This is a genomic window from Streptomyces sp. NPDC085937, assembly GCF_044540535.1.
In the GTDB taxonomy this organism is placed as follows: Bacteria; Actinomycetota; Actinomycetes; order Streptomycetales; family Streptomycetaceae; genus Streptomyces.
This window is the reverse complement of record NZ_JBITSH010000001.1, coordinates 770,840-789,947: the sequence shown is the minus strand read 5'-3', so window position 1 is coordinate 789,947 and position 19,108 is coordinate 770,840. Positions and strand designations below refer to the sequence as shown.

At 72.7% G+C, this 19,108-nt stretch carries 16 protein-coding genes and 1 riboswitch; of the genes, 7 read left to right on the top strand and 9 right to left on the bottom strand.

Annotated elements, in window-relative coordinates; all coding sequences use genetic code 11:
* Nucleotides 1-269: 269 nt before the first annotated feature.
* Nucleotides 270-416, top strand: a riboswitch (cyclic di-AMP (ydaO/yuaA leader).
* A gap of 7 nt (nt 417-423) precedes the next feature.
* A complete protein-coding gene (locus tag ACIF8S_RS03450) occupies nt 424-1,608 on the top strand; it encodes an NlpC/P60 family protein (protein ID WP_399997027.1) in 1,185 nt (394 codons plus the stop codon).
* A gap of 148 nt (nt 1,609-1,756) precedes the next feature.
* Here the strand turns inward: ACIF8S_RS03450 and ACIF8S_RS03445 are convergent, their stop codons facing one another.
* Complete coding sequence (locus tag ACIF8S_RS03445) at nt 1,757-2,110, bottom strand: hypothetical protein (RefSeq protein WP_399997026.1); 354 nt, start codon at nt 2,108-2,110, stop codon at nt 1,757-1,759.
* A gap of 363 nt (nt 2,111-2,473) precedes the next feature.
* Between ACIF8S_RS03445 and ACIF8S_RS03440 the strand changes: the two genes are divergently transcribed.
* Nucleotides 2,474-3,511, top strand: a complete 1,038-nt coding sequence (locus ACIF8S_RS03440) for an NlpC/P60 family protein (protein ID WP_399997025.1) — start codon at nt 2,474-2,476, stop codon at nt 3,509-3,511.
* A gap of 37 nt (nt 3,512-3,548) precedes the next feature.
* Here the strand turns inward: ACIF8S_RS03440 and ACIF8S_RS03435 are convergent, their stop codons facing one another.
* Together ACIF8S_RS03435 and ACIF8S_RS03430 are read right to left on the bottom strand one after the other, a co-directional pair.
* Nucleotides 3,549-4,292 (bottom strand): LuxR C-terminal-related transcriptional regulator, encoded by a 744-nt coding sequence (locus ACIF8S_RS03435; protein ID WP_399997024.1) that lies wholly within the window; start codon nt 4,290-4,292, stop codon nt 3,549-3,551.
* Nucleotides 4,289-5,581 carry a PspC domain-containing protein gene (locus tag ACIF8S_RS03430; RefSeq protein ID WP_399997022.1) on the bottom strand — a complete coding sequence of 431 codons (1,293 nt, stop codon included), beginning with the start codon at nt 5,579-5,581 and terminating at the stop codon, nt 4,289-4,291. The genes ACIF8S_RS03435 and ACIF8S_RS03430 overlap by 4 nt, the downstream gene beginning before the upstream one ends.
* A 180-nt stretch (nt 5,582-5,761) precedes the next feature.
* Between ACIF8S_RS03430 and ACIF8S_RS03425 the strand changes: the two genes are divergently transcribed.
* Nucleotides 5,762-7,216: a PspC domain-containing protein gene (locus ACIF8S_RS03425; protein ID WP_399997020.1), complete on the top strand. Its 1,455-nt coding sequence runs from the start codon at nt 5,762-5,764 to the stop codon at nt 7,214-7,216.
* Entirely contained in the window at nt 7,203-7,439 is a 237-nt protein-coding gene (locus ACIF8S_RS03420; RefSeq protein ID WP_399997019.1) for a hypothetical protein, read from the top strand. The genes ACIF8S_RS03425 and ACIF8S_RS03420 overlap by 14 nt, the downstream gene beginning before the upstream one ends.
* A 56-nt stretch (nt 7,440-7,495) precedes the next feature.
* Here the strand turns inward: ACIF8S_RS03420 and ACIF8S_RS03415 are convergent, their stop codons facing one another.
* The 3 genes from ACIF8S_RS03415 to ACIF8S_RS03405 form a co-directional block, all read right to left on the bottom strand.
* A complete protein-coding gene (locus ACIF8S_RS03415; protein ID WP_399997018.1) occupies nt 7,496-8,017 on the bottom strand; it encodes a DoxX family protein in 522 nt (173 codons plus the stop codon).
* Between the two features lie 213 nt (nt 8,018-8,230).
* Nucleotides 8,231-9,511: a hypothetical protein gene (locus ACIF8S_RS03410; protein WP_399997016.1), complete on the bottom strand. Its 1,281-nt coding sequence runs from the start codon at nt 9,509-9,511 to the stop codon at nt 8,231-8,233.
* Nucleotides 9,512-9,802: 291 nt separating this feature from the next.
* On the bottom strand, nt 9,803-10,597 hold the full coding sequence (locus ACIF8S_RS03405) for a class II aldolase/adducin family protein (protein ID WP_399997014.1): 795 nt from the start codon (nt 10,595-10,597) through the stop codon (nt 9,803-9,805).
* A gap of 256 nt (nt 10,598-10,853) precedes the next feature.
* Between ACIF8S_RS03405 and ACIF8S_RS03400 the strand changes: the two genes are divergently transcribed.
* Complete coding sequence (locus ACIF8S_RS03400) at nt 10,854-11,327, top strand: pyridoxamine 5'-phosphate oxidase family protein (protein WP_349790890.1); 474 nt, start codon at nt 10,854-10,856, stop codon at nt 11,325-11,327.
* Nucleotides 11,328-11,336: 9 nt separating this feature from the next.
* Here the strand turns inward: ACIF8S_RS03400 and guaA are convergent, their stop codons facing one another.
* Nucleotides 11,337-12,917, bottom strand: coding sequence for a glutamine-hydrolyzing GMP synthase (gene guaA / locus ACIF8S_RS03395; protein ID WP_215211203.1), 1,581 nt, complete (start codon nt 12,915-12,917; stop codon nt 11,337-11,339).
* A gap of 349 nt (nt 12,918-13,266) precedes the next feature.
* On the opposite strand from guaA, the gene ACIF8S_RS03390 reads away from it, so the two are divergent.
* Both ACIF8S_RS03390 and ACIF8S_RS03385 read left to right on the top strand, forming a co-directional pair.
* A complete protein-coding gene (locus ACIF8S_RS03390; RefSeq protein ID WP_150152173.1) occupies nt 13,267-13,563 on the top strand; it encodes a chorismate mutase in 297 nt (98 codons plus the stop codon).
* 613 nt (nt 13,564-14,176) lie between these two features.
* Nucleotides 14,177-15,217, top strand: a complete 1,041-nt coding sequence (locus ACIF8S_RS03385; protein ID WP_399997013.1) for an LPXTG cell wall anchor domain-containing protein — start codon at nt 14,177-14,179, stop codon at nt 15,215-15,217.
* A gap of 122 nt (nt 15,218-15,339) precedes the next feature.
* Here ACIF8S_RS03385 and ACIF8S_RS03380 read toward each other — a convergent pair whose 3' ends face one another.
* Together ACIF8S_RS03380 and ACIF8S_RS03375 are read right to left on the bottom strand one after the other, a co-directional pair.
* Nucleotides 15,340-17,157, bottom strand: coding sequence for a GMC oxidoreductase (locus ACIF8S_RS03380; protein ID WP_399997011.1), 1,818 nt, complete (start codon nt 17,155-17,157; stop codon nt 15,340-15,342).
* Nucleotides 17,158-17,284: 127 nt separating this feature from the next.
* Nucleotides 17,285-18,898 carry a succinic semialdehyde dehydrogenase gene (locus tag ACIF8S_RS03375; RefSeq protein WP_399997010.1) on the bottom strand — a complete coding sequence of 538 codons (1,614 nt, stop codon included), beginning with the start codon at nt 18,896-18,898 and terminating at the stop codon, nt 17,285-17,287.
* Nucleotides 18,899-19,108 lie beyond the last annotated feature (210 nt).

Below are 19,108 nucleotides of genomic sequence, written 5' to 3'. Positions count from 1 at the left end.
GGGCGCCGCACCGACAACCCGGGGCCGCCCCGGAAACATCACACGGCTTCCCCTGCGCGGTCCTGCGGCTTCCTCTGCGTGGTCCCGCGGCGGGCACCCTCCACGCCCGCCGTCTCACCGAGAGTGACCCCACGAACAAGGTCACGAAAATGTATCGGGCATATCACCCATCAACCTTCACAGGGGCCACACCAGTTGGCTACGGTGCGGTTCGGGCCGCTCGTCCCCCGCCGGCGAACCTCGCCGGGCCGCGCGGCCCCCGCCGAGTCCGTCACTGTCCGCCGTGGCAGCCGGAGCCGGGGACCCACCGAGACTTGGGGTGAATCGGACCACTCCCTCAGGGAGCGGGCCGTAGGGCAACCCTTCCACCGCCCGAACCCGACAGCTAACCCGGTAGGCGGAGTACGGAAGGAGTCGCCTCCCTTGGCGTCGCACCGCAAGTCGCGCACCCCGGGCACGCGCGTGGCAGGCATACGCACCCCGGCCCTGGCCACGGCCGCGCTCACCTCCGTGGCCCTGCTCTCCCAGACCGCCCAGGCCGCTCCCACGGACGACGACCGGCCGAGCCTGGAGGAGGTCGAGAAGAAGGTCGGCGACCTCTACCGCCAGGCCGAGTCGGCCACCGAGAAGTACAACGCGGCCAAGGAGAAGACCACCAAGCAGCGCAAGCGCGTCGACACCCTGCTCGACGACGTGGCCAAGCGCACCCAGTCGCTGAACGAGGCGCGCGAGGAGCTGGGCTCCTACGCCGCCGCGCAGTACCGCACCGGCGCCGGCCTCCCCGACACGGCGACGTTCCTGCTCGCGCAGACCCCGCAGGACCTCTTCGACCAGCGACGGGTGCTGGACCGGATGACCGGCCGGCAGAAGGACGCGGTCGACGACTACGTCACCCAGCAGTCCGAGACGATGATGAAGCGCAAGGAGGCCACCGAGAGCCTCCGGACGCTCACCGAGACGCAGGGCGACCTGAAGACGGCCAAGGCCACCGTCCAGAAGAAGCTCGCCGACGCGCGCGAGCTGATGGCACAGCTGACCGCCGAGGAGAAGGCGCGGCTCGCCGCGATCGAGAAGCGGAAGCAGGAGGAGGCCGCCCGCAAGGCGGCGGAGTTGGCCCGCCAGCAGGCGGAGCAGGAGCAGGCCCGCGAGGAGGCCGCGCAGCAGGGCGCCGGCACCTCGGACGGCTCCGGGTCCGCAAGTTCCGGGTCCACCGGCTCGACCGACACCCCGCCGGCCGACTCCTCGTACGGCACCAAGGCCGAGAAGGCCCTCGCGTTCGCCCGCGCGCAGATCGGCAAGCCGTACGTCTGGGGCGCGACCGGGCCGGGCTCCTACGACTGCTCGGGGCTCACCCAGGCCGCCTGGAAGGCCGCCGGCGTCTCCCTGCCGCGCACCACCTACGACCAGGTGAACGCCGGCACCGCCGTCCCGGTGTCCCAGGCACAGCCCGGCGACCTGGTCTTCTTCTACGACGACGTCACCCACGTGGGCATCTACATCGGCAACGGCATGATGATCCACGCCCCGAAGCCCGGCGCCTACGTACGCGAGGAGTCCATCTACTACGACGGCGACTCCGCGATCCACAGCATCGTCCGCCCGGCCTGACGGGCCGCAATCATGAGCGTGTGATCCCGGGCCGCCGCGCGTCGGCTGCCCTTGGACGCGCTGACAAGCGTGGATACGAAACCGCCGACCGGGCCGGTGAGGGCGCGGTCGGCGGGGGAGGTGGGTCCGGCTTGCCGGGGCCCGGGGCTCAGGTCCAGAGGACCGCGATGAAGATGTTCGCCACGGTCAGCAGGCCGACCAGGCCGAAGACGCCCTTGTCCACCTTCTCCTCGTCCCGCTTCACGTAGACCAGGCCGAGGATCACGATCAGCACGGCCAGCTTCACGCCGATCTTGACGTTGTCGACGGAGTAATCCTGGGCCTGGTTGAGGCCCACCAGCACCACACCGGTGACCAGCATCGTCAGCGCGCCGTGCAGCATCGCCGGGACGAAACGGGCGGTGCCCGCGCCCATCGCCTTCATCTGGGTGAGGAAACCGCCGAGCAGCGACGCGATGCCGATGATGTGCAGACCGACGAAGAGGTGGATGAGTACGTCCATGAGGCCGGAGCCTAGCCAGGGGCGTCTCATAGCATTCCGCCGCCCTCGCCCTTCCCGCCTTCACCACATCGGTCATCACCCAGAGTGAGAACGAAGCACCGGGAACAAGATCGCTGTCACTTACGGTCACCCAGCGCTCCGGGGATGTCAGTTCCGCACAACCCGTATCCGATCCCGCGCGCCCCGGCCTAGCGTCCTGCACCAGGTGACCGGCTCTGCATCGCCGCTCGGACCAGGAGCGGCGGCCGGACACCACCGCCGAAGAAAGGTCCGGCGGCGGACGGCTCCCCTGTCACCCCGCCGCCGGACCGCCGGACGAGAGCCCGGCCGCGGCGGGCGGTCATGGGAAGGACGGCAGCGAGGGTGGCAGCGCACCGCAGGGTCCGACAGCGTCCGGTGGGCGGCACCACGGCCCGTGCGGCCGTCACCGTCGTCCTCGCCGGAGCGGCCACCGCGGCCGGCTTCGGCGGAGCGGGACACGCCGCGCCTCGGCCGGCGCCGGCGGGGGCCGACGTGGACCGGCTCCACCGTGAGGCGGAGGTCGCCACCGAGAAGTACAACGGCGCGAAGGAGAAGGCGGACTCGGCCCGGCAGCGGCTGCGCGACCTTCAGGACGAGACGGCCCGGGCGCAGGCCCGCCTCAACGCCGCACGGGAGTCCCTCGGGACGGTCGCGGCGGCCCAGTACCGCGCCGGCGGCCTGGACCCCGCCCTGCAACTGGTCCTGTCCGACGACCCGGACGCCTACCTCGACGGCGCGGCCCTCGCCGAGCGCGCGGGCAGCCGCCGGCACGCCGAACTGCGCCGGGTGCGCGCCCAGCTGCGGGAGGTCGAGAAGCTGCGCGGTGCCGCCCGCGTCGAGGTGAAGACGCTCACCTCCCGCCGGGCCGAACTGGAGCGGCACAGGAAGACCGTCACCGAGAAGCTGTCGTCCGCCCGGCGGCTGCTGTCCCGGATGTCACCGGAGCAGCGCGCGGAGCTCACCGGCGGCACCGACCGCGCCACGCGCTCGGCGGGCGCCCGCGAGGACGCCGCCCCGGCGCAGGCCCCGAACGCCCGCGCCGCGCAGGCCGTCGCCTACGCCTACCAGAAGCTGGGCAGCCCCTATGTCTGGGGCGCGACCGGCCCGGACGCCTTCGACTGCTCGGGGCTGGTCCTGGCCGCGTACCGCTCCGCGGGCGTCTCCCTGCCGCGCACGACCTACGCGCAGATCAACGCGGGCCGCCGGGTCTCCCGCTCCGAACTGCTCCCCGGCGACCTGGTGTTCTTCTACTCCGGCATCAGCCACGTCGGCCTCTACGTCGGCAACGGGCAGATGGTCCACGCCCCCAACCCGTCGGCCCCGGTCCGGGTCGCCCCCGTCGACCAGATGCCCTTCGCCGGGGCGACGCGGGTGGTGTGACGGGCCCGGCCTCCGCACCGAGAGAGGTGGCGCCGGCTCACACCAGCCGGCGTGCCGTCGCCCAGCGGGTCAGCTCGTGGCGGTTGGACAGCTGGAGCTTGCGCAGCACCGCGGAGACATGGGACTCCACCGTCTTCACCGAGATGAACAGCTGCTTGGCGATCTCCTTGTACGCGTAGCCGCGGGCGATCAGCCGCAGCACCTCCCGCTCCCGCTGGGTGAGGCGGTCGAGGTCCTCGTCGACCGGCGGGGCGTCGGTCGAGGCGAAGGCGTCCAGCACGAAACCGGCCAGCCGCGGCGAGAAGACCGCGTCGCCCTCCTGCACCCGGAAGATCGAGTCGATCAGGTCGGTGCCGGTGATCGTCTTGGTGACGTAGCCGCGGGCGCCGCCTCGGATGACCCCGATGACGTCCTCCGCCGCGTCCGACACGGACAGCGCGAGGAAACGCACGGGCTGCTCGGTGTCGCCCATCAACGGCGCGCAGCGGCGCAGCACTTCGACGCCGCCGCCGCCGGGCAGATGCACGTCGAGCAGGACCACCTCGGGGCGGGTCGCGGTGATGACCGTGACCGCCTGGTCGACGTCGGCGGCCTCGCCGACCACTTCGACGCCCGTCTGTGCGGTCTGCCCGATCTCCGCCTGGACCCCCGTACGGAACATGCGGTGGTCGTCGACGAGGACCACCCGCACGTGGCGCCCTCCGGTGCCGCCGGCCGGCTCCGCGGACCCGGCCCCCGGTGCGGCTTCCGCAGTCCCGTTCGCTTCGGTCGGCTCGCTCATGACGTCTTCTCCGCCCTCTCCATCTCCAGCTCGACCTCCGTGCCGCCGTCCGGCACCGCGCGCAGCCGCGCCGTACCGCCGTTGCGCTCCATGCGGCCGATGATCGATTCTCTGACGCCCATGCGGTCGGCGGGTATCGAGTCGAGGTCGAACCCGGGACCGCGGTCACGGACGGACACGAACACCGTCCTCCCCTCGACCTCCGCGTACACCTGGACCGCGCCTCCCTCGCCACCGTACTTGGCGGCATTGACCATTGCTTCCCTCGCGGCCTGCATCTGTGCGCCGATCCTCTCGTCCAGGGGACAGTCGCCCACGACGACGACCTCCAGCGGGACGCCGTGCTTGTCCTCGACCTCGGCGGCGTTGCGCTTCACCGCCTCGGCGAGGGTGGTGGGCTCCTCGTCCTCGTCCTTGCCGTTGCCCTCGGGCTTGTAGAGCCAGGCGCGCAGGTCGCGCTCCTGGGCGCGGGCCAGGCGGCGCACCTCGCCCGGGCTGTCCGCGTTGCGCTGGATCAGCGTGAGGGTGTGCAGCACCGAGTCGTGGACGTGGGCGGCGACCTCGGCCCGCTCCTGCGCCCGGATGCGCATCAGACGCTCCTCGGAGAGGTCCTGCGTCATGCGCACCAGGTAGGGGCCGGCGAGCAGGGTGATGCCGACGAGTACCGCGAGCGCGGCCTGCAGCACCGCGCCGAGGTGGCTGCCGGAGCCCCGCAGGACGAAGATCCCGGACGCGCCCGCCGTCACCAGCAGCACACCGGCGACGGCCCGCAGCAGCGTCATCGTGCGCCGGCGGCGGCCGACCTCCATCCAGCGGGCCCGGCGCGCGTTGTCCGCCTGCCGCCACACCAGGGCCACGCCCGCGCCGACCAGGACGGTCGGCCAGAGGTAGGCCCGGGCGCCGTTGGTCAGGTCGACGCTGCCCACGAAGATCATGGCCACCACGACCATGAGGAGCAGGGCGACGATCTGTCCCTTGTCCGGTTTCCGCGTGACGAGTCTGCGCCGGCCGTCCGGGGAGGTCTCGGTGCCTGTCGGCGAGGGCGGCTTCTGCGCGTCGACGCCGCCGACGCCGAGCGGGACGAAGAACCAGAACGCGGCGTACAGCAGGGCCCCGAGACCGTCGGCCATGAACAGGGCGACGAACGCGAGGCGCACCCAGATCACGGGCAGGCCGAGGTGTCCGGCGAGCCCCCGTGCCACTCCACCGAGCCAGCGTCCGTCACTGCTGCGGTAGAGCTTGCGCGGCGGCCGCGGCTCGGCGAGGGGCGCTGCTGCGGCTTCCGACATGGCAACGATGGTCACATGCCGTGGGAGTGAGGGCATCAGGGTCGGACCCTGGAACTCCCCTGATCCCGCTCTCGGGGACGGTCGCACGCTCCCCCGGGCGGCCGCTCAGGGACGGATATCAGGGTCCGGCCAGGGTCGTTCCCACTGCCGCCGGGGCGGCTCGCCCGTCACCATGGACCCATGACGGATCACCAGCATGCCGCGGCGGGTCCGGGAGCGGGACCGGACCCGCGCCCCGGGCCCCGGTCCGGCGCGACCGCGGCGGACGCTCCGCGTGCGGGCGGACGCGCGGGCGCGGGGAAGGAGGGGACGGCCGCCGCGGCGGCCGGTGCCCCGGGCGGCGCGGAGCCGTCGGGCCCGGAGCGGCACTTCCGGCGCGACCGGCGGCACCAGATGTTCGGCGGGGTCTGCTCCGGGCTCGGCCGGCAGTACGACATGGACCCGGTGATCTTCCGGATCACGCTGGCGGTGCTGTCGGCCACCGGCGGCATCGGCCTGATCTTCTACGGCTTCGCCTGGCTGTTCGTCCCGTACGACGACGAGGAGGAGAACCAGGTCCGCCGGCTGCTCACCGGCCGGGTCGACGGCCACACCCTGGCGGCCGTGCTGTTCGCGCTGGTCGGCTGCGGCGTCTTCCTCTCCATGCTGAGCAACGACGGGGTGCTGAGCTTCGCCGTCATACTGTCCCTGCTGCTCGGCGGCGCCGCCTACTGGTCGCGTCGGCGCGGCACCGAGCGCCCGGACCCCATAGCCGCACAGGCCGCCGCCGACGCCCCGCCGGAGCCCCAGGCCCCGCCGGTCCCGGCCGCCTACCCGTCGTGGTGGCGCGAGCCCATCGTGAAGGACGGCACCTACGTCGGGGGGACGGGCTATCTGTGGGGCCCCGAGGACTCCCGCGACCTGGACATCGCCACCGCCGTGGGCGTCGGCGTCCGCTCCGGCACCCGTGCGGGCGTCCGGGACGGCGTGCGTCCGCCGCAGGCACGCCCGCCGAAGCAGCGCGGGCCGCGCGGGATCGGCGGCTGGGTGTTCCTGTTCGCCCTGCTCGCGGCCGGCCTGGGCATCGGCCTCACCTGGGACACACAGCCCCTCGGCACCAGCCTGCAGACCGGCCTGGCCGCCGCCCTCGGTGTCACCGGCCTCGGCGTGGCCGTCAGCGCCTTCCTCGGCCGCACGGGAGCCGGATCGATCGTCCTCGCGCTCCTCACGGCGGGTCTGCTCGCGGGTTCCACCGCCGTGCCCGAGGACATCGGCACCGACTGGACCCGCACCGGCTGGCAGCCCGCCTCGGTCGCCCAGATACGCCCGCTGTACGACCTGGGCGCGGGTGAGGGCGAGCTGGACCTGTCGGCGGTCCGTGTCCCGGCGGGCGACACCGTCTCCACCCAGGTCGAGGTGGGACTGGGCCGGATCCGTGTGATCGTCCCCCAGGACGTGACCGTCCGGCTGAACGTCGAGGTGGGAGTGGGCGACATCCAGTTGCCGGGCGACGGACGGAAGGACGTGGACGTGGCACCGGGCAAGCATCAGCGGGTGACTCTGGAGCCGCCCGCCGGCGCCGCGAAGGCCGGCACGCTCCGCCTCGATCTCAGGGTCGGCGCGGGACAGGCGGAGGTGACCCGTGCTGCGTCATGAGTTCCAGCCCGGCAGGCTGGTCGCCGGCACCGCACTCGTCGCCGCCGCCGTGGTCTACGGCGGCGACGCGGGCGGCGTCTGGGACACCCCTTGGTTCGTGGTGATCCCGGTCGTCGTGGGCGGCCTGTGCCTGGCCGGTGCGGTGGGCCTGGTGACCGGACAGGTGCGCCGCCGCCGCGCCCGCCGGATCCCCGAAAAGCCGGCCCCGGCAGCCGACAACTGACAGCCGAAGCCGAAGCCGAAGCCGAAGCCGAAGCCGAAGCCGAAGCCGACAGGAGGTTATGCGACGCCGCGTCGCCGTCGGGCGCGCAGGACGGCGTCCACGGAAAGCAGCGGCGCCCCCGCCAGGATCAGCGGGATCCAGCCCATGAGGTAGGGCAGGTCGTTGCCGTAGTAGTAGGGGTCGGCGGCCCAGCTCACGGTCAGCCACAGGCTGAGCGAGATCAGCGCGCCGCCGAGGGCGGCGATCCGGGTGAGCAAGCCGAGCAGGGCGCCGATCCCGACGGCCAGCTCGCCGAGGGCGATGGCGTACCCGAAGCCGACGGGGCTCTCCAGCGCCATGTCGACCAGCCCGGGGATGGCGGAGGAGTCCCGGACGGCCCGCATCATGTCCCCGATCGACCCGGCCCCCGAGTCCTTCAGGAAGGCGCTGTCGGTGAGCTTGTCGAGACCGGCGTAGAGGAAGGTGACGCCGAGGAAGATCCGCAGGGGCAGCAGGGCGTAGCGGGCGGCGCGGTCCCGCAGGTCGCCGTCGCCGTCGGGACGGGGGGAGTACGTGTCTGCGCGCATGCCGTGCGTCATCTCGTCCGCTGCCTCTCACTGCCGGGCCCACCTGGACAGACCGAACGTACGGCACCCGGCGCCGGTTGAACCTGGCCGACAGTGTTTTCTCAGGAACCGGCTCGCCCCCGGCGCCCGCCCGCCCGTCCCGGCCCCTCCGCCCCCCCCTGGTCCGGCCCCTCCGACCGCCCCGGTCCGGCCCCTGCATCCGCTCCAGCCGCTCCGCTGCCGCCGCTACTCGGTGACGTCGATGGCGTACCGGTTGGTCTCCACGCCGGCCGCCGTGACGACCTGCACCTCGACCCGGCCGGGCTCCACCTCCGCGGGCACGGGCACCGTCAGGAGGTCGTCGGCGGGGTTGTCGAAGCCGCCCACCACCGGCACCAGCGGCACATGGACGTTCACCGCGCCGACCCGTACCACCATGCGTGCCAGCCGGTCCGCGCCCTGCGCCCCGGCCGGCACGAAGCCGGTGCCCCGGATCTCGATGTCGTCGCCGGTCCGGATCGGCCCGTCCAGGTCACCGGCCTCCCGGGCCCGCACCACCGACAGGATCACCGGACGCCCGCCCTCGGCGTACTTGCCCGCGAGGTAGGTGCCCGCCGACACCAGCACCACCACGGCCAGTCCCCAGGGCAGGTCCGGCAGCTGGTCCGGCCGGCGCGCCAGCCGCACCGCCGCGAACGCCAGGGCGACGGCATTGATCACGACGTACTGGATGTCGGCGAAGGAGCCCCGCCCGGAGTCGTCGGTGAGCAGGTCCGCCGCCCTGGGCCGGTGGGCGCGCACCTTCTGCAGCCGCTGTCCCTGCACCCGCAGCCCGACCACCCGGCGCACCAGCACCGCGATCCCGCTCACCACCGCCAGCACGGTGACCACACCGGCGCCGCGGGCGAGGTCGAGCCCGTCGATCAGCGCGTCCCGCTCCCGGGGCCCGGAGGCCGCGGCGAGCTCCCCCACCAGCACGAGCACCGCGAAGGCGAGGAAGAGCACCCAGGAGCCGGCGACCGCGCGGGACGTGGAGAGGCGGTTGTCCTCCCCGACGAGCGGGGCCAGCACACCACCGCGCGCCCGGTGGAACCAGGACGCAGCGGTGAGCGCCCCCGCGACCAGCACCGCGGCCAGCAGCCCGGCCGTGCGCGCGCCGGTCCACCCGGCGCCGATCGCCGTGAGCGCCTGCCCGAGCAGCAGCAGGACGACGCCGGCCCAGACCACCACGGCGGTCCGCCGCCACAGCCGGGACAGCCAGGCCGCGCCCTCGGCCCGGCCGCGTTCGGCGACGGCCTCGGCGGCCTGGGCGAGTTCCTCGGAGACCCACTGCCGGGAGGCGGACGCGGAGTGGGCCACCGCGGCCGGAAGGCCCTGCCCGGTGGCGTACTCGTCCCGCTTCAGCAGGAACGCGGCGACCGCGCGCCGATGCCCCTCACGTGCCCCGTGCGGACAGTCCCCGCAGGTGCAGCCGCCCTCGTGGGCGGCCGCGTCCGCGCCGCCCTGTCTCGCCTCCTGCACCGCCACGCCCGCAGCCGCCTTCCCCACACCCGACATCTCGACACACCACCACGACCGGCGTCGGTGACCGCGTCGGCGGCCACCGGACAACTCCCCCGTGACGAGAGCGAATTGTGCCCTACGACACGGCCCGTCCGTCCCCCGGCCCCGGTCGCCACGGGTGAACCCGCGGACGCCGTGTTGACGCACCGCGACCGGCGGCGAGCACCGCGCGCCCAGTCCGGCGGCGGGCACCACACGCCCAGTCCGGCCGGCGGACACCGCGCGCCCAGTCCGGCCGGCGGACCCCGCGCCCGCTCAGTCCAGTAGATCGGGCTCGCTGCGGGTGATGTCCCGCCACATGGGCTGGTAGTTGATCCACGCCACCAGGTCCCCGCCCAGCTGCTCCCGGGTGGCCACCGCCTGGCGGTGGTCGATCAGCACGGGCCGACCCGCCGCCCGCGCGGTGAGCTGCACCTGGCAGGAGCGTTCCATGGTGACGAACCACCAGGCGGCCGCGTCCACCGAGTCGCCCACGGTGAGCAGCCCGTGGTTGCGCAGCACCAGCGCCTTGCGGGAGCCGAGCGCGGCGGCGATGCGCCGCCCCTCCTCGGGGTCGACGGTGACCGAGGTGTAGGCGTCGTAGAGGGCGTGGTCCTCGTAGAAGGCGCAGCTCTCCTGGGTGATCGGGTCGAGCAGCTCGCCGAGGGCGGCGAGGGCGCGGCCGTGCACCGAGTGGCAGTGCGCGACGGCGACGACGTCGGGCCGGGCCGCGTGCACCTGGGCGTGCACGGCGAAGGCGGCCTGGTTGACGTGGTGCCCGCCCTGGACGACCTGGCCGTCCTGGTTGGCGAGCACCAGGTCGCTCACCGTGACGTGCCGGAACGGCATGCCGAACGGGTTGACCCAGAAGCAGTCGCTGAACTCGGGGTCGCGCGCGGTGATGTGCCCGGAGACACCGTCCTCGTAGCCGAGCCGTCCGAACAGCCGCAGCGCACCCGCCAGCCGCTCCTTGCGGTGCTTCCGCTCGTCCTCGACGGACTCGTGCATGGGCGGCATGGCGAACTGCAGCTTGTCGGTGGGCAGCGGCAGGGGCGGAGTGGGCCCGTGCATGAGTCCTCCCGCAGGGGGTTCGCGTACGGGGCGGAAGTTACCCGTGGGCCGCGCCGTACGACAGCTCTGTTCCGTAACACCGGGTACCCGCGGATAACCGACAGAAGATGTCGGGTATCCGCGCCACACTCGTCCCATGAGCACGAACACGGGCAGTACGGACACAGGCAGTACGGACAGGGGCAGTACGGACAGGGGCAGTACGGACACGCACGGCACGAACACGCACGGCACGCCCACGACGTCGGGCGCCGGTGTGAGCTGGCGGTCCTTCGCCGCGGCCGAACCCGGGCTGGCGAGAACCGTCGAGGAGCGTTTCGCCGCCCACACCCACCACGTCCTCGCCACCCTCCGCAGGGACGGCTCGCCGCGCACGACGGGCCTGGAGGTCCGTTTCGTGGACGGGGAGCTGTGGTTCGGCATGATGCCGGACTCCCTGAAGGCGCTGGACCTGCGGCGCGACCCCCGTTTCGCGCTCCAGGCCAATCCGGGCGAGGGCACGGCCATGGGCGGGGGTGACGTGCGGATCGCCGGCCGGGCGGTCGAGGTCCCGGAGGAGGACACCGGGACCCGGTCCAGGTACGCCGAAGAGGTGGAACCGCCGGAGCCGTTCCACCTCTTCCGCACCGAGATCACGGAGGTCGTACGGACCTCCGTGGAGGACGAGAAGTTTCTCGTCGTCCAGGTCTGGAAGCCCGGAGAGCCGGTGCGCACCCTCAAACGGACGTGACCGCGGGGACTACTCCCACTCGATGGTGCCCGGCGGCTTGGACGTGACGTCCAGGACGACCCGGTTGACGTCCCGCACCTCGTTGGTGATCCGGGTGGAGATCTTCCCGAGGACGTCGTACGGCAGCCGCGACCAGTCGGCGGTCATGGCGTCCTCGCTGGAGACCGGGCGCAGCACGATCGGGTGACCGTAGGTGCGGCCGTCGCCCTGGACGCCGACGCTGCGGACGTCCGCGAGCAGCACCACGGGGCACTGCCAGATGTCCCGGTCCAGGCCGGCCGCGGTGAGCTCCTCGCGGGCGATGGCGTCGGCGTCACGGAGCAGGTCGAGCCGCTCCTTGGTCACCTCGCCGACGATGCGGATGCCCAGGCCGGGGCCCGGGAAGGGCTGGCGGTGGACGATCTCCTCGGGCAGGCCGAGCTCCTGGCCGACCATCCGGACCTCGTCCTTGAACAGCTGGCGCAGCGGCTCGATCAGCTTGAACTCGAGGTCCTCGGGCAGGCCTCCCACGTTGTGGTGGGACTTGATGTTGGCGGTGCCGGTGCCGCCGCCGGACTCGACGACGTCCGGGTAGAGGGTGCCCTGCACCAGGAACTCCACCGCGGGGCCCTCGTCGGCGATGATCTCGGCCTGGGCCTGCTCGAAGACCCGGATGAACTCCCGGCCGATGATCTTCCGCTTCTCCTCCGGGTCGGAGACGCCCTTCAGGGCAGTGAGGAAGCGCTCCTCGGCGTCGACGACCTTCAGCTGGACGCCGGTCGCGGCGACGAAGTCCTTCTCGACCTGCTCGGTCTCGCCCTTGCGCATCAGGCCGTGGTCGACGTAGACGCAGGTCAGCTGCGAGCCGATGGCCTTCTGCACCAGGGCGGCGGCGACGGCGGAGTCCACACCGCCGGACAGGCCGCAGATGGCGCGCTTGTCGCCGACCAGCTCGCGGATGGCGGCCACCTGCTCGTCGATGACGTTGCCGGTGGTCCAGTTCGGCTCGATGCCCGCGCCCCGGTACAGGAAGTGCTCCAGCACCTGCTGCCCGTGCGTGGAGTGCATCACCTCGGGGTGGTACTGGACGCCGTAGAGCTTCTTCTCGTCGTTCTCGAAGGCGGCGACCGGCACGACGTCGGTGGACGCGGTGACGGTGAAGCCCTCCGGGGCGGCGGAGCAGGCGTCACCGTGCGACATCCAGACCGCCTGCTCCTCGGGGGTGCCCTCGAAGAGGGTGGAGGAGTTCCTGGCGACGCGCAGGTCGGTGCGGCCGTACTCACGGGCGCCGGTGTTGTCCACCTGGCCGCCCAGGGTCTGCGCCATGAGCTGGAAGCCGTAGCACATGCCGAAGACGGGAACGCCGGCCTCGAACAGCTCGCGGTCGAGGCGGGGGGCGCCCTCCTCGTACACGGACGAGGGGCCGCCGGAGAGGATGATCGCCGCAGGGTTCTTGGCGAGGATGTCCGCGACCGGCATGGTGCTCGGCACGATCTCGCTGTAGACCCGCGCCTCGCGGACGCGACGGGCGATGAGCTGGGCGTACTGCGCGCCGAAGTCGACGACCAGGACGGTGTCGGGCGCGTTGGCAGCGGGAGTCGCTGATGACACGAGGTGCCTTCCGGCGGTGGGGAGGGGGTCTTGTGCCTCCCGATTCTACCGAGGTGGCGGCGGGGTCGGTCCCGGACCGGGAACCGCCCGGCTCCGCGGACCCCCGTCTCAGCATCCGGCCGGGCTTTGGACGGACCCGCCCTGCCGGGCATACTGGCCGCATGCTCACGCACCCGACCTTCCTCTTTACCTATGGCACCCGGCCCGCCGGCTGCCATGGTCGTGCTGCTTGAGCAACTGACAAGCGACTTCCCAGGCGCCCCGGGCCGACAAGGTCCGGGGCGCCTGTCGTTCTCCCGGACCGTGTCGCCCCGGAGGCTCCGCACCACCACCCAGCGAGGAGCCCGAGATGACCGCCACCACCACCGAGCCCACCGAGAAGACCGGCGCCCGCACCGCCGAGGCCGCCGAACTGATCAGCGACGCCCGCGAGCGGATCGACGCGCTCGACGACCGGATCATCGGCCTGGTGCAGGAACGGATGGCCGTGTCGGCCGTGATCCAGAAGGAACGGATCGCGTCCGGCGGCCGCCGGGTGAACCTCTCCCGTGAGATGGAGATCCTCGCCACCTACCGGAACGCCCTCGGCAAGCCGGGCACCGCGCTCGCCATGACCCTGCTGGAGCTGTGCCGGGGCAAGATCTGACGCCGCGAGCCGGGTCCTCGGCCCGCATCCGCGATCGGACGCCGCGAGCCGCATCCGCTCCCCCTGCACTGACGGCGCGTTCCCGGTACTGAAGGCGTGGGCCCGGTACTGAAGACGCGCCCTCGGTACTGAAGACGCGTTCCCGGTACTGACGTACGCATCGCCTCTCACCCGTCCGGCGCGTGACCGGCGGCCCGGACGGGTCGTTGGTACCGGTGTCCGCGCCAGCCAGGGGCGGGCCTGAGCAGCACCACGCGTGGCTCGCCGGAGCGATGAGACGTACGGGTCATGCCGCACGTCGTGGGACCTCGCTCCGGAGAAGGTGACCGGGCGGCAGGGGACAGCCATCCCGGTCACGCGAGAAAACGGCCGGCTCCGGGGACGCCCGGAGCCGGCCGACGCATGTGCCGGCGTCCGTCCGGCCGCGGGCCTCGCTCCGGGCACTCTTCATGTGACCTACATCACGTAAAGATTTCGTGAGGGTCAGGACAACCATCCGCGGGGCTCGGTGATCGAACTCACCGACATCTCAGGGATCACACCTGTGCGCCCCACACGGAGGCGCTCCGCCCGTGCCGCGACCGCGCGGCACACCGGACTCACCGAGGTCTTCATGAAGCTTCGCCGCGCCCTGGCCGCAGCGGCCGCGACGGCAGCGATAGTCCCCGCCGCGCTGCTCACTGCCCCGGCCGCCCACGCGACCGACCCCGCGCCCGCCACCTCCGCGAGCCGGTCCACGGAGGACGGCACCACCGAGACCTCCCCCTCGGCCTCGCCGTCCACGACGGAGTCCGAGCCGGCCGGCACGCCGGAGACCGAGGAGACGCAGCCGGGCTCCGGCACCGACGCGACCTCGTCCGCGCCGGCCACCCCGTCCGCGACCGTCTCCACCACCGCCTCGCCGTCGGCCGGCACCCCCACGCCGAGCCCGAGCGCGAGCACCCCGGTCGAGGAGGACCCCGAGCTCTGCGTCGACGAGGACGGCGAGAGCACCGCCGGGCTCAGCGCGGACCTCCGCAGCGGTCTGTCGGGCCTGCCGGAGACGGTCGTCGCGGGCAGCGGCTGGACCACGTTCTCCTTCGACGTCTCCAACCGGGGCGACGAGGAGATCAAGAACATCAAGCCGCTGATCGGCGTGGCCGCCATCGGCTGGGAGGACGCCCGGGACTACTCCGGCAAGATCACGGTCCAGGCGTACGACAAGGGCACCGGCAAGTGGAACACGCTCGCGGAGGCCGCGGGCGAGGGCGCCACGTTCGCCGCGTTCTCGCTCGGCGCGGGCCAGTCCGTCTCGTACCAGCTGCGGCTCTCCGTGAGCGGCCAGGTGCCGGACGCGCTCGGCCTCACCGGCGGTTTCGCCGAGTACGCGGACACCGAGGGCTGCTGGGTCGCCGACGACCCGAACGGCTGGCTCTACTTCTTCGACATCCTGGCCGCCGGCTCCGACGCCGGTGAGCCGGACGACGCCAAGCCGCAGACCGGCGGCGTCAAGGAGCTCGACAAGGTCAGCGAGGTGAGAGTCACCGGCAGCCTCGCCGAGACCGGCTCGAACTCCGCCCTGCCGGTGATCGGCCTGGTCGGCGGCGCCGCCGTCGTGGCCGGTGCCGGTGCGCTGGTCGTGGTCCGCCGGCGCAGGGCCGGTGCCGAGGCGTAACACCGCTCGCCCGCGCCTCGCGCGGCAGCACCCAGGACAAGAGGAAAGGACCTGAGCTCGGAGGGGGGCACAGGTCCTTTCCTCTTCGACGCGTGCCGGCCGTTCCCACGGCCGGCACCGCGCTACTTCTTCGGCGGCACCGCCGGCATCCCCAGGAACGGCAGCTTCAGCGCGCCGAACGCGTCCGCCGGGACGGCCGGGGCCTTCGGCTCGACCGCCGTCAGCCGCCGGTACTCCTCCCCCTGTGCCGGACGCGGGTCGGCCTCGCCCTTGTTGGGCCAGAACGACATCGCCCGCTCCGCCTGCGCCGTGATCGTCAACGAGGGGTTGACGCCGAGGTTCGCGGAGACGGCCGACCCGTCCACCACCGAGATGCCCGGGTGGCCGTACAGCCGGTGGTACGGGTCGATCACGCCGGTCTCGCGGGAGTCGCCTATCGCGCAGCCGCCGAGGAAGTGGGCGGTCAGCGGCATGCCCGTCAGCTCACCGACGTTGGAACCGGCGAATCCGTTGATCTCGGCGGCCAGCGTCGACGCTCCGTCGGACGCCGCCTTGATCTGCTTGGGGTTCGGCGCGCCGTGGCCCTGGCGTGCGGTGAGCAGCCCGCGGCCGACCCCGGACGGCTTGAGGTACGTCGTCAGCGAGTTGTCCAGCGACTGCATCACCAGGCCGATGATGGTCCGCTCCGACCAGCGCCGGTTGGACAGCGACCGCAGCATCAGCCAGGGGTGCCGGGCCGCGTTGCCCAGCCAGCCCAGCACCCGGACCGCGCCCGAGGCGTTGTCGGCGTAGGGCACCTGGAGGATGGACAGCGAGCCCATGGAGTTGGAGCCCTTGCCGTAACGGACCGGCTCTATGTGGGTGTTCTCGTCGGGGTGGATCGAGGACGTGATGGCCACGCCGCGGGTGAAGTCGGCCTTCGGCTCGCCGGTGGCCTTGCGGTAGCGGCGGTCGTCGGTCTGCGCGCCCACCAGGGCCTCGGAGTTGGTGCGGGTCATCTCGCCCAGCCGCTCCGAGAGGTGCGGGAGCTGGCCGCCCGTCCGCATCCGGTGCAGCAGCGTCTGGGTGCCGTAGGTGCCGGCCGCCAGCACGATCCGGCGGGCGGTGAAGGTACGGCCCCTGCCCTTGCGGCGGTCGTGGGTCGGGAGGGTGGCGACGGCGAACCCGCCGCGCGAGTCCTCCGTCACCGACACCACCGTCGTCATCGGGTGCACGACCGCGCCCGCCTTCTCGGCGAGGTACAGGTAGTTCTCGTTCAGGGTGTTCTTCGCGCCGTGCCGGCAGCCGGTCATGCACTCGCCGCACTCGGCACAGGCCCGCCGTGAGGGTCCCGCGCCGCCGAAGTAGGGGTCGGGCACCTCCTGTCCCGGCTTCGCCTTCACCGTCCCGTCGGCGTCCTCGCCGTCGCCGAAGAACACCCCGACGGGTGCCATGTGGAAGGTGTCGCCCACGCCCATCCGCTCGGCCGCCGCCTTCAGGTGCACGTCCGAGGGGGTCATCGTCGGGTTGAGCCGCACCCCGAGCATGCGCCGCGCCTGGTCGTAGTACGGCGCCAGCTCGTCCTGCCAGTCGGTGATGCCGCCCCACTGGGGGTCCTCGAAGAACGGCTTCGGCGGGACGTAGAGGGTGTTGGCGTAGTTCAGCGAACCGCCGCCGACACCCGCGCCCGCCAGCACCATCACGTTGCCCAGCAGGTGGATGCGCTGGATGCCGTACATGCCGAGCTTGGGGGCCCAGAGGTAGTTCTTCAGGTCCCAGGAGTTCTTCGGCAGGGACTCCCGGGTCCAGCGACGGCCGGCCTCCAGCACGCCGACGCGGTAGCCCTTCTCGGTCAGCCGGAGCGCCGAGACGGAGCCGCCGAAGCCCGAGCCGACGACGAGGACGTCGTAGTCGTATCCGGCGTCGTCGTCCGGGGCGGGGGCGTGGTTCTCCTGTGACACGTGCTCTCCTCGTCGAAAGCTCTTACGGAAGCGGGGTGCCGGGGGGCGGACCTGGCGGGGTGACTCGGCGGAAGGGCCGGAGGGCCTAGCGGCTAGCGGCTAGCGGCTAGCGGCTAGCGGCTAGCGGCTAGCGGAACCGGAACGCCTTCATCAGGCGCAGGCTGCGGCTCATGAAGGCCGCGTACTTCTCGTCGTCCATGCCGAGCGACGGCGCCATCGGCAGCACCCGCTGCTGGGCGACGGTCTGTGCCTCGGTGTACTTGAGGATCCCCTCGGAGCCGTGCCGGCGGCCGAGGCCGGAGTCCTTCATGCCGCCCATCGGGGACTGGACGCTGCCGTACGCGGGCGCGTAGCCCTCGTTGACGTTCACCGTGCCGGTGCGCAGACGGGCGGCGACCGCGCGGCCCCGCCGGGCATCCTTCGTCCACACCGAGGAGTTCAGCCCGTACGGCGTGCCGTTGGCGCGCTCTACCGCCTCGTCCTCGGAGGAGAAGCGGTAGACCGAGACGACCGGGCCGAAGGTCTCCTCCGTGCACACGCTCATCGGGCTCTCGACGCCGTCGAGGATGGTCGGCTCGTAGAAGTAGGGGCCGATGTCCGGGCGCGCGGTGCCACCGGCGAGCACCTGGGCGCCCTTGGCGACGGCGTCCTCGACGTGCCGGGTCACCGCGTCCAGCTGGCGCTGCCCGACCAGGGAGCCCATGTCGGCGCCGTAGGCGAGGGAAGTGCCGAGGCGCAACGCCTTGGTGCGGGCGGCGAAGCGCTCCAGGAAGGCGTCTGCGACGGCCTCGTGGACGTAGAGCCGCTCGATGGAGATGCAGAGCTGGCCGGCGGAGGAGAAGCAGGCCCGGACGGCACCTGCGGCGGCCTTGTCGAGGTCGGCGTCCTCCAGCACCAGCATGGCGTTCTTGCCGCCGAGTTCGAGGGAGACGCCGACCAGGCGGGCGGCGGCGCCCTGGGCGACCTCGCGGCCGGTGCGGGTCGAGCCGGTGAAGGAGACGTAGTCGGCGTGCCGGACGACCTCGGGGCCGACGACCGGGCCCTCGCCGAGGACCACCTGGAACACGTCGGCGGGCAGGCCCGCCTCGATCAGCAGGTCACGGGCCCACAGCGCGGTCAGGCAGGTCTCCGTGTCGGGCTTCATCACCACGGCGTTGCCCGCCACGAGCGCCGGGAGCGCGTCGCCGACGGAGAGTTCGAGGGGGTAGTTCCAGGGCGCGATCTGGCCGATCACGCCGCGCGGGTGGCGCAGCTCGGTGACCTTCGTCAGCACCGGCATGGCGCCCGCGTGCCGCTTGGGCCGCAGGTAGGCGGCGGCCCGGCGGCCGTAGTGGCGGGCGGCGACGGCGACCGCCTGGACCTCCTCGTGGGCGTGCAGGCGGGCCTTGCCGGTCTCCAGCTGGATCAGGTCCAGCACCTCGGCCTGGCGGCCGAGCACCAGGTCGTGGAAGCGCAGCAGCACGGCGGCGCGGTCCCGGACGGGGACCTTCGCCCACACGGCCTGGGCGGCGCGGGCCGCCTCGTACGCCTTCGCCACGTCCTCGGGCGTCGACTCGGGGAGGTCGGCGAGCTTCTCGCCGGTGAAGGGCGTGTGGTTGGCGGTGCGGCCTGAGCCCACCACGCCCTTGGTCAGCTGGGCGATCAGCTCCGGCGTGACCACGTCGGCAGCGGTGCGTGCGCCCTGGGGGGCGGGGGCCAGGGGATTGGTGCCGGTCGTTGCCCGGGTCTGCGCGTCCGTCATGAGGCGCAGGGTATGCCCGGGCGCACACTTTGTGTACCCGTCGGTAACAGATTCCCGCAGGCCTCACACAATGCCAGTGAACGCTGGCAACGCACCCGCTGATCAGCATGTTGCCCGCCCGCCCGCGCCCCCGTTTGATCCACCCCGCCCCGACCGCCCCACGGTCCACCGGAAGCCCGGCCGCACGACCGCACGACCGGCCCACCGACC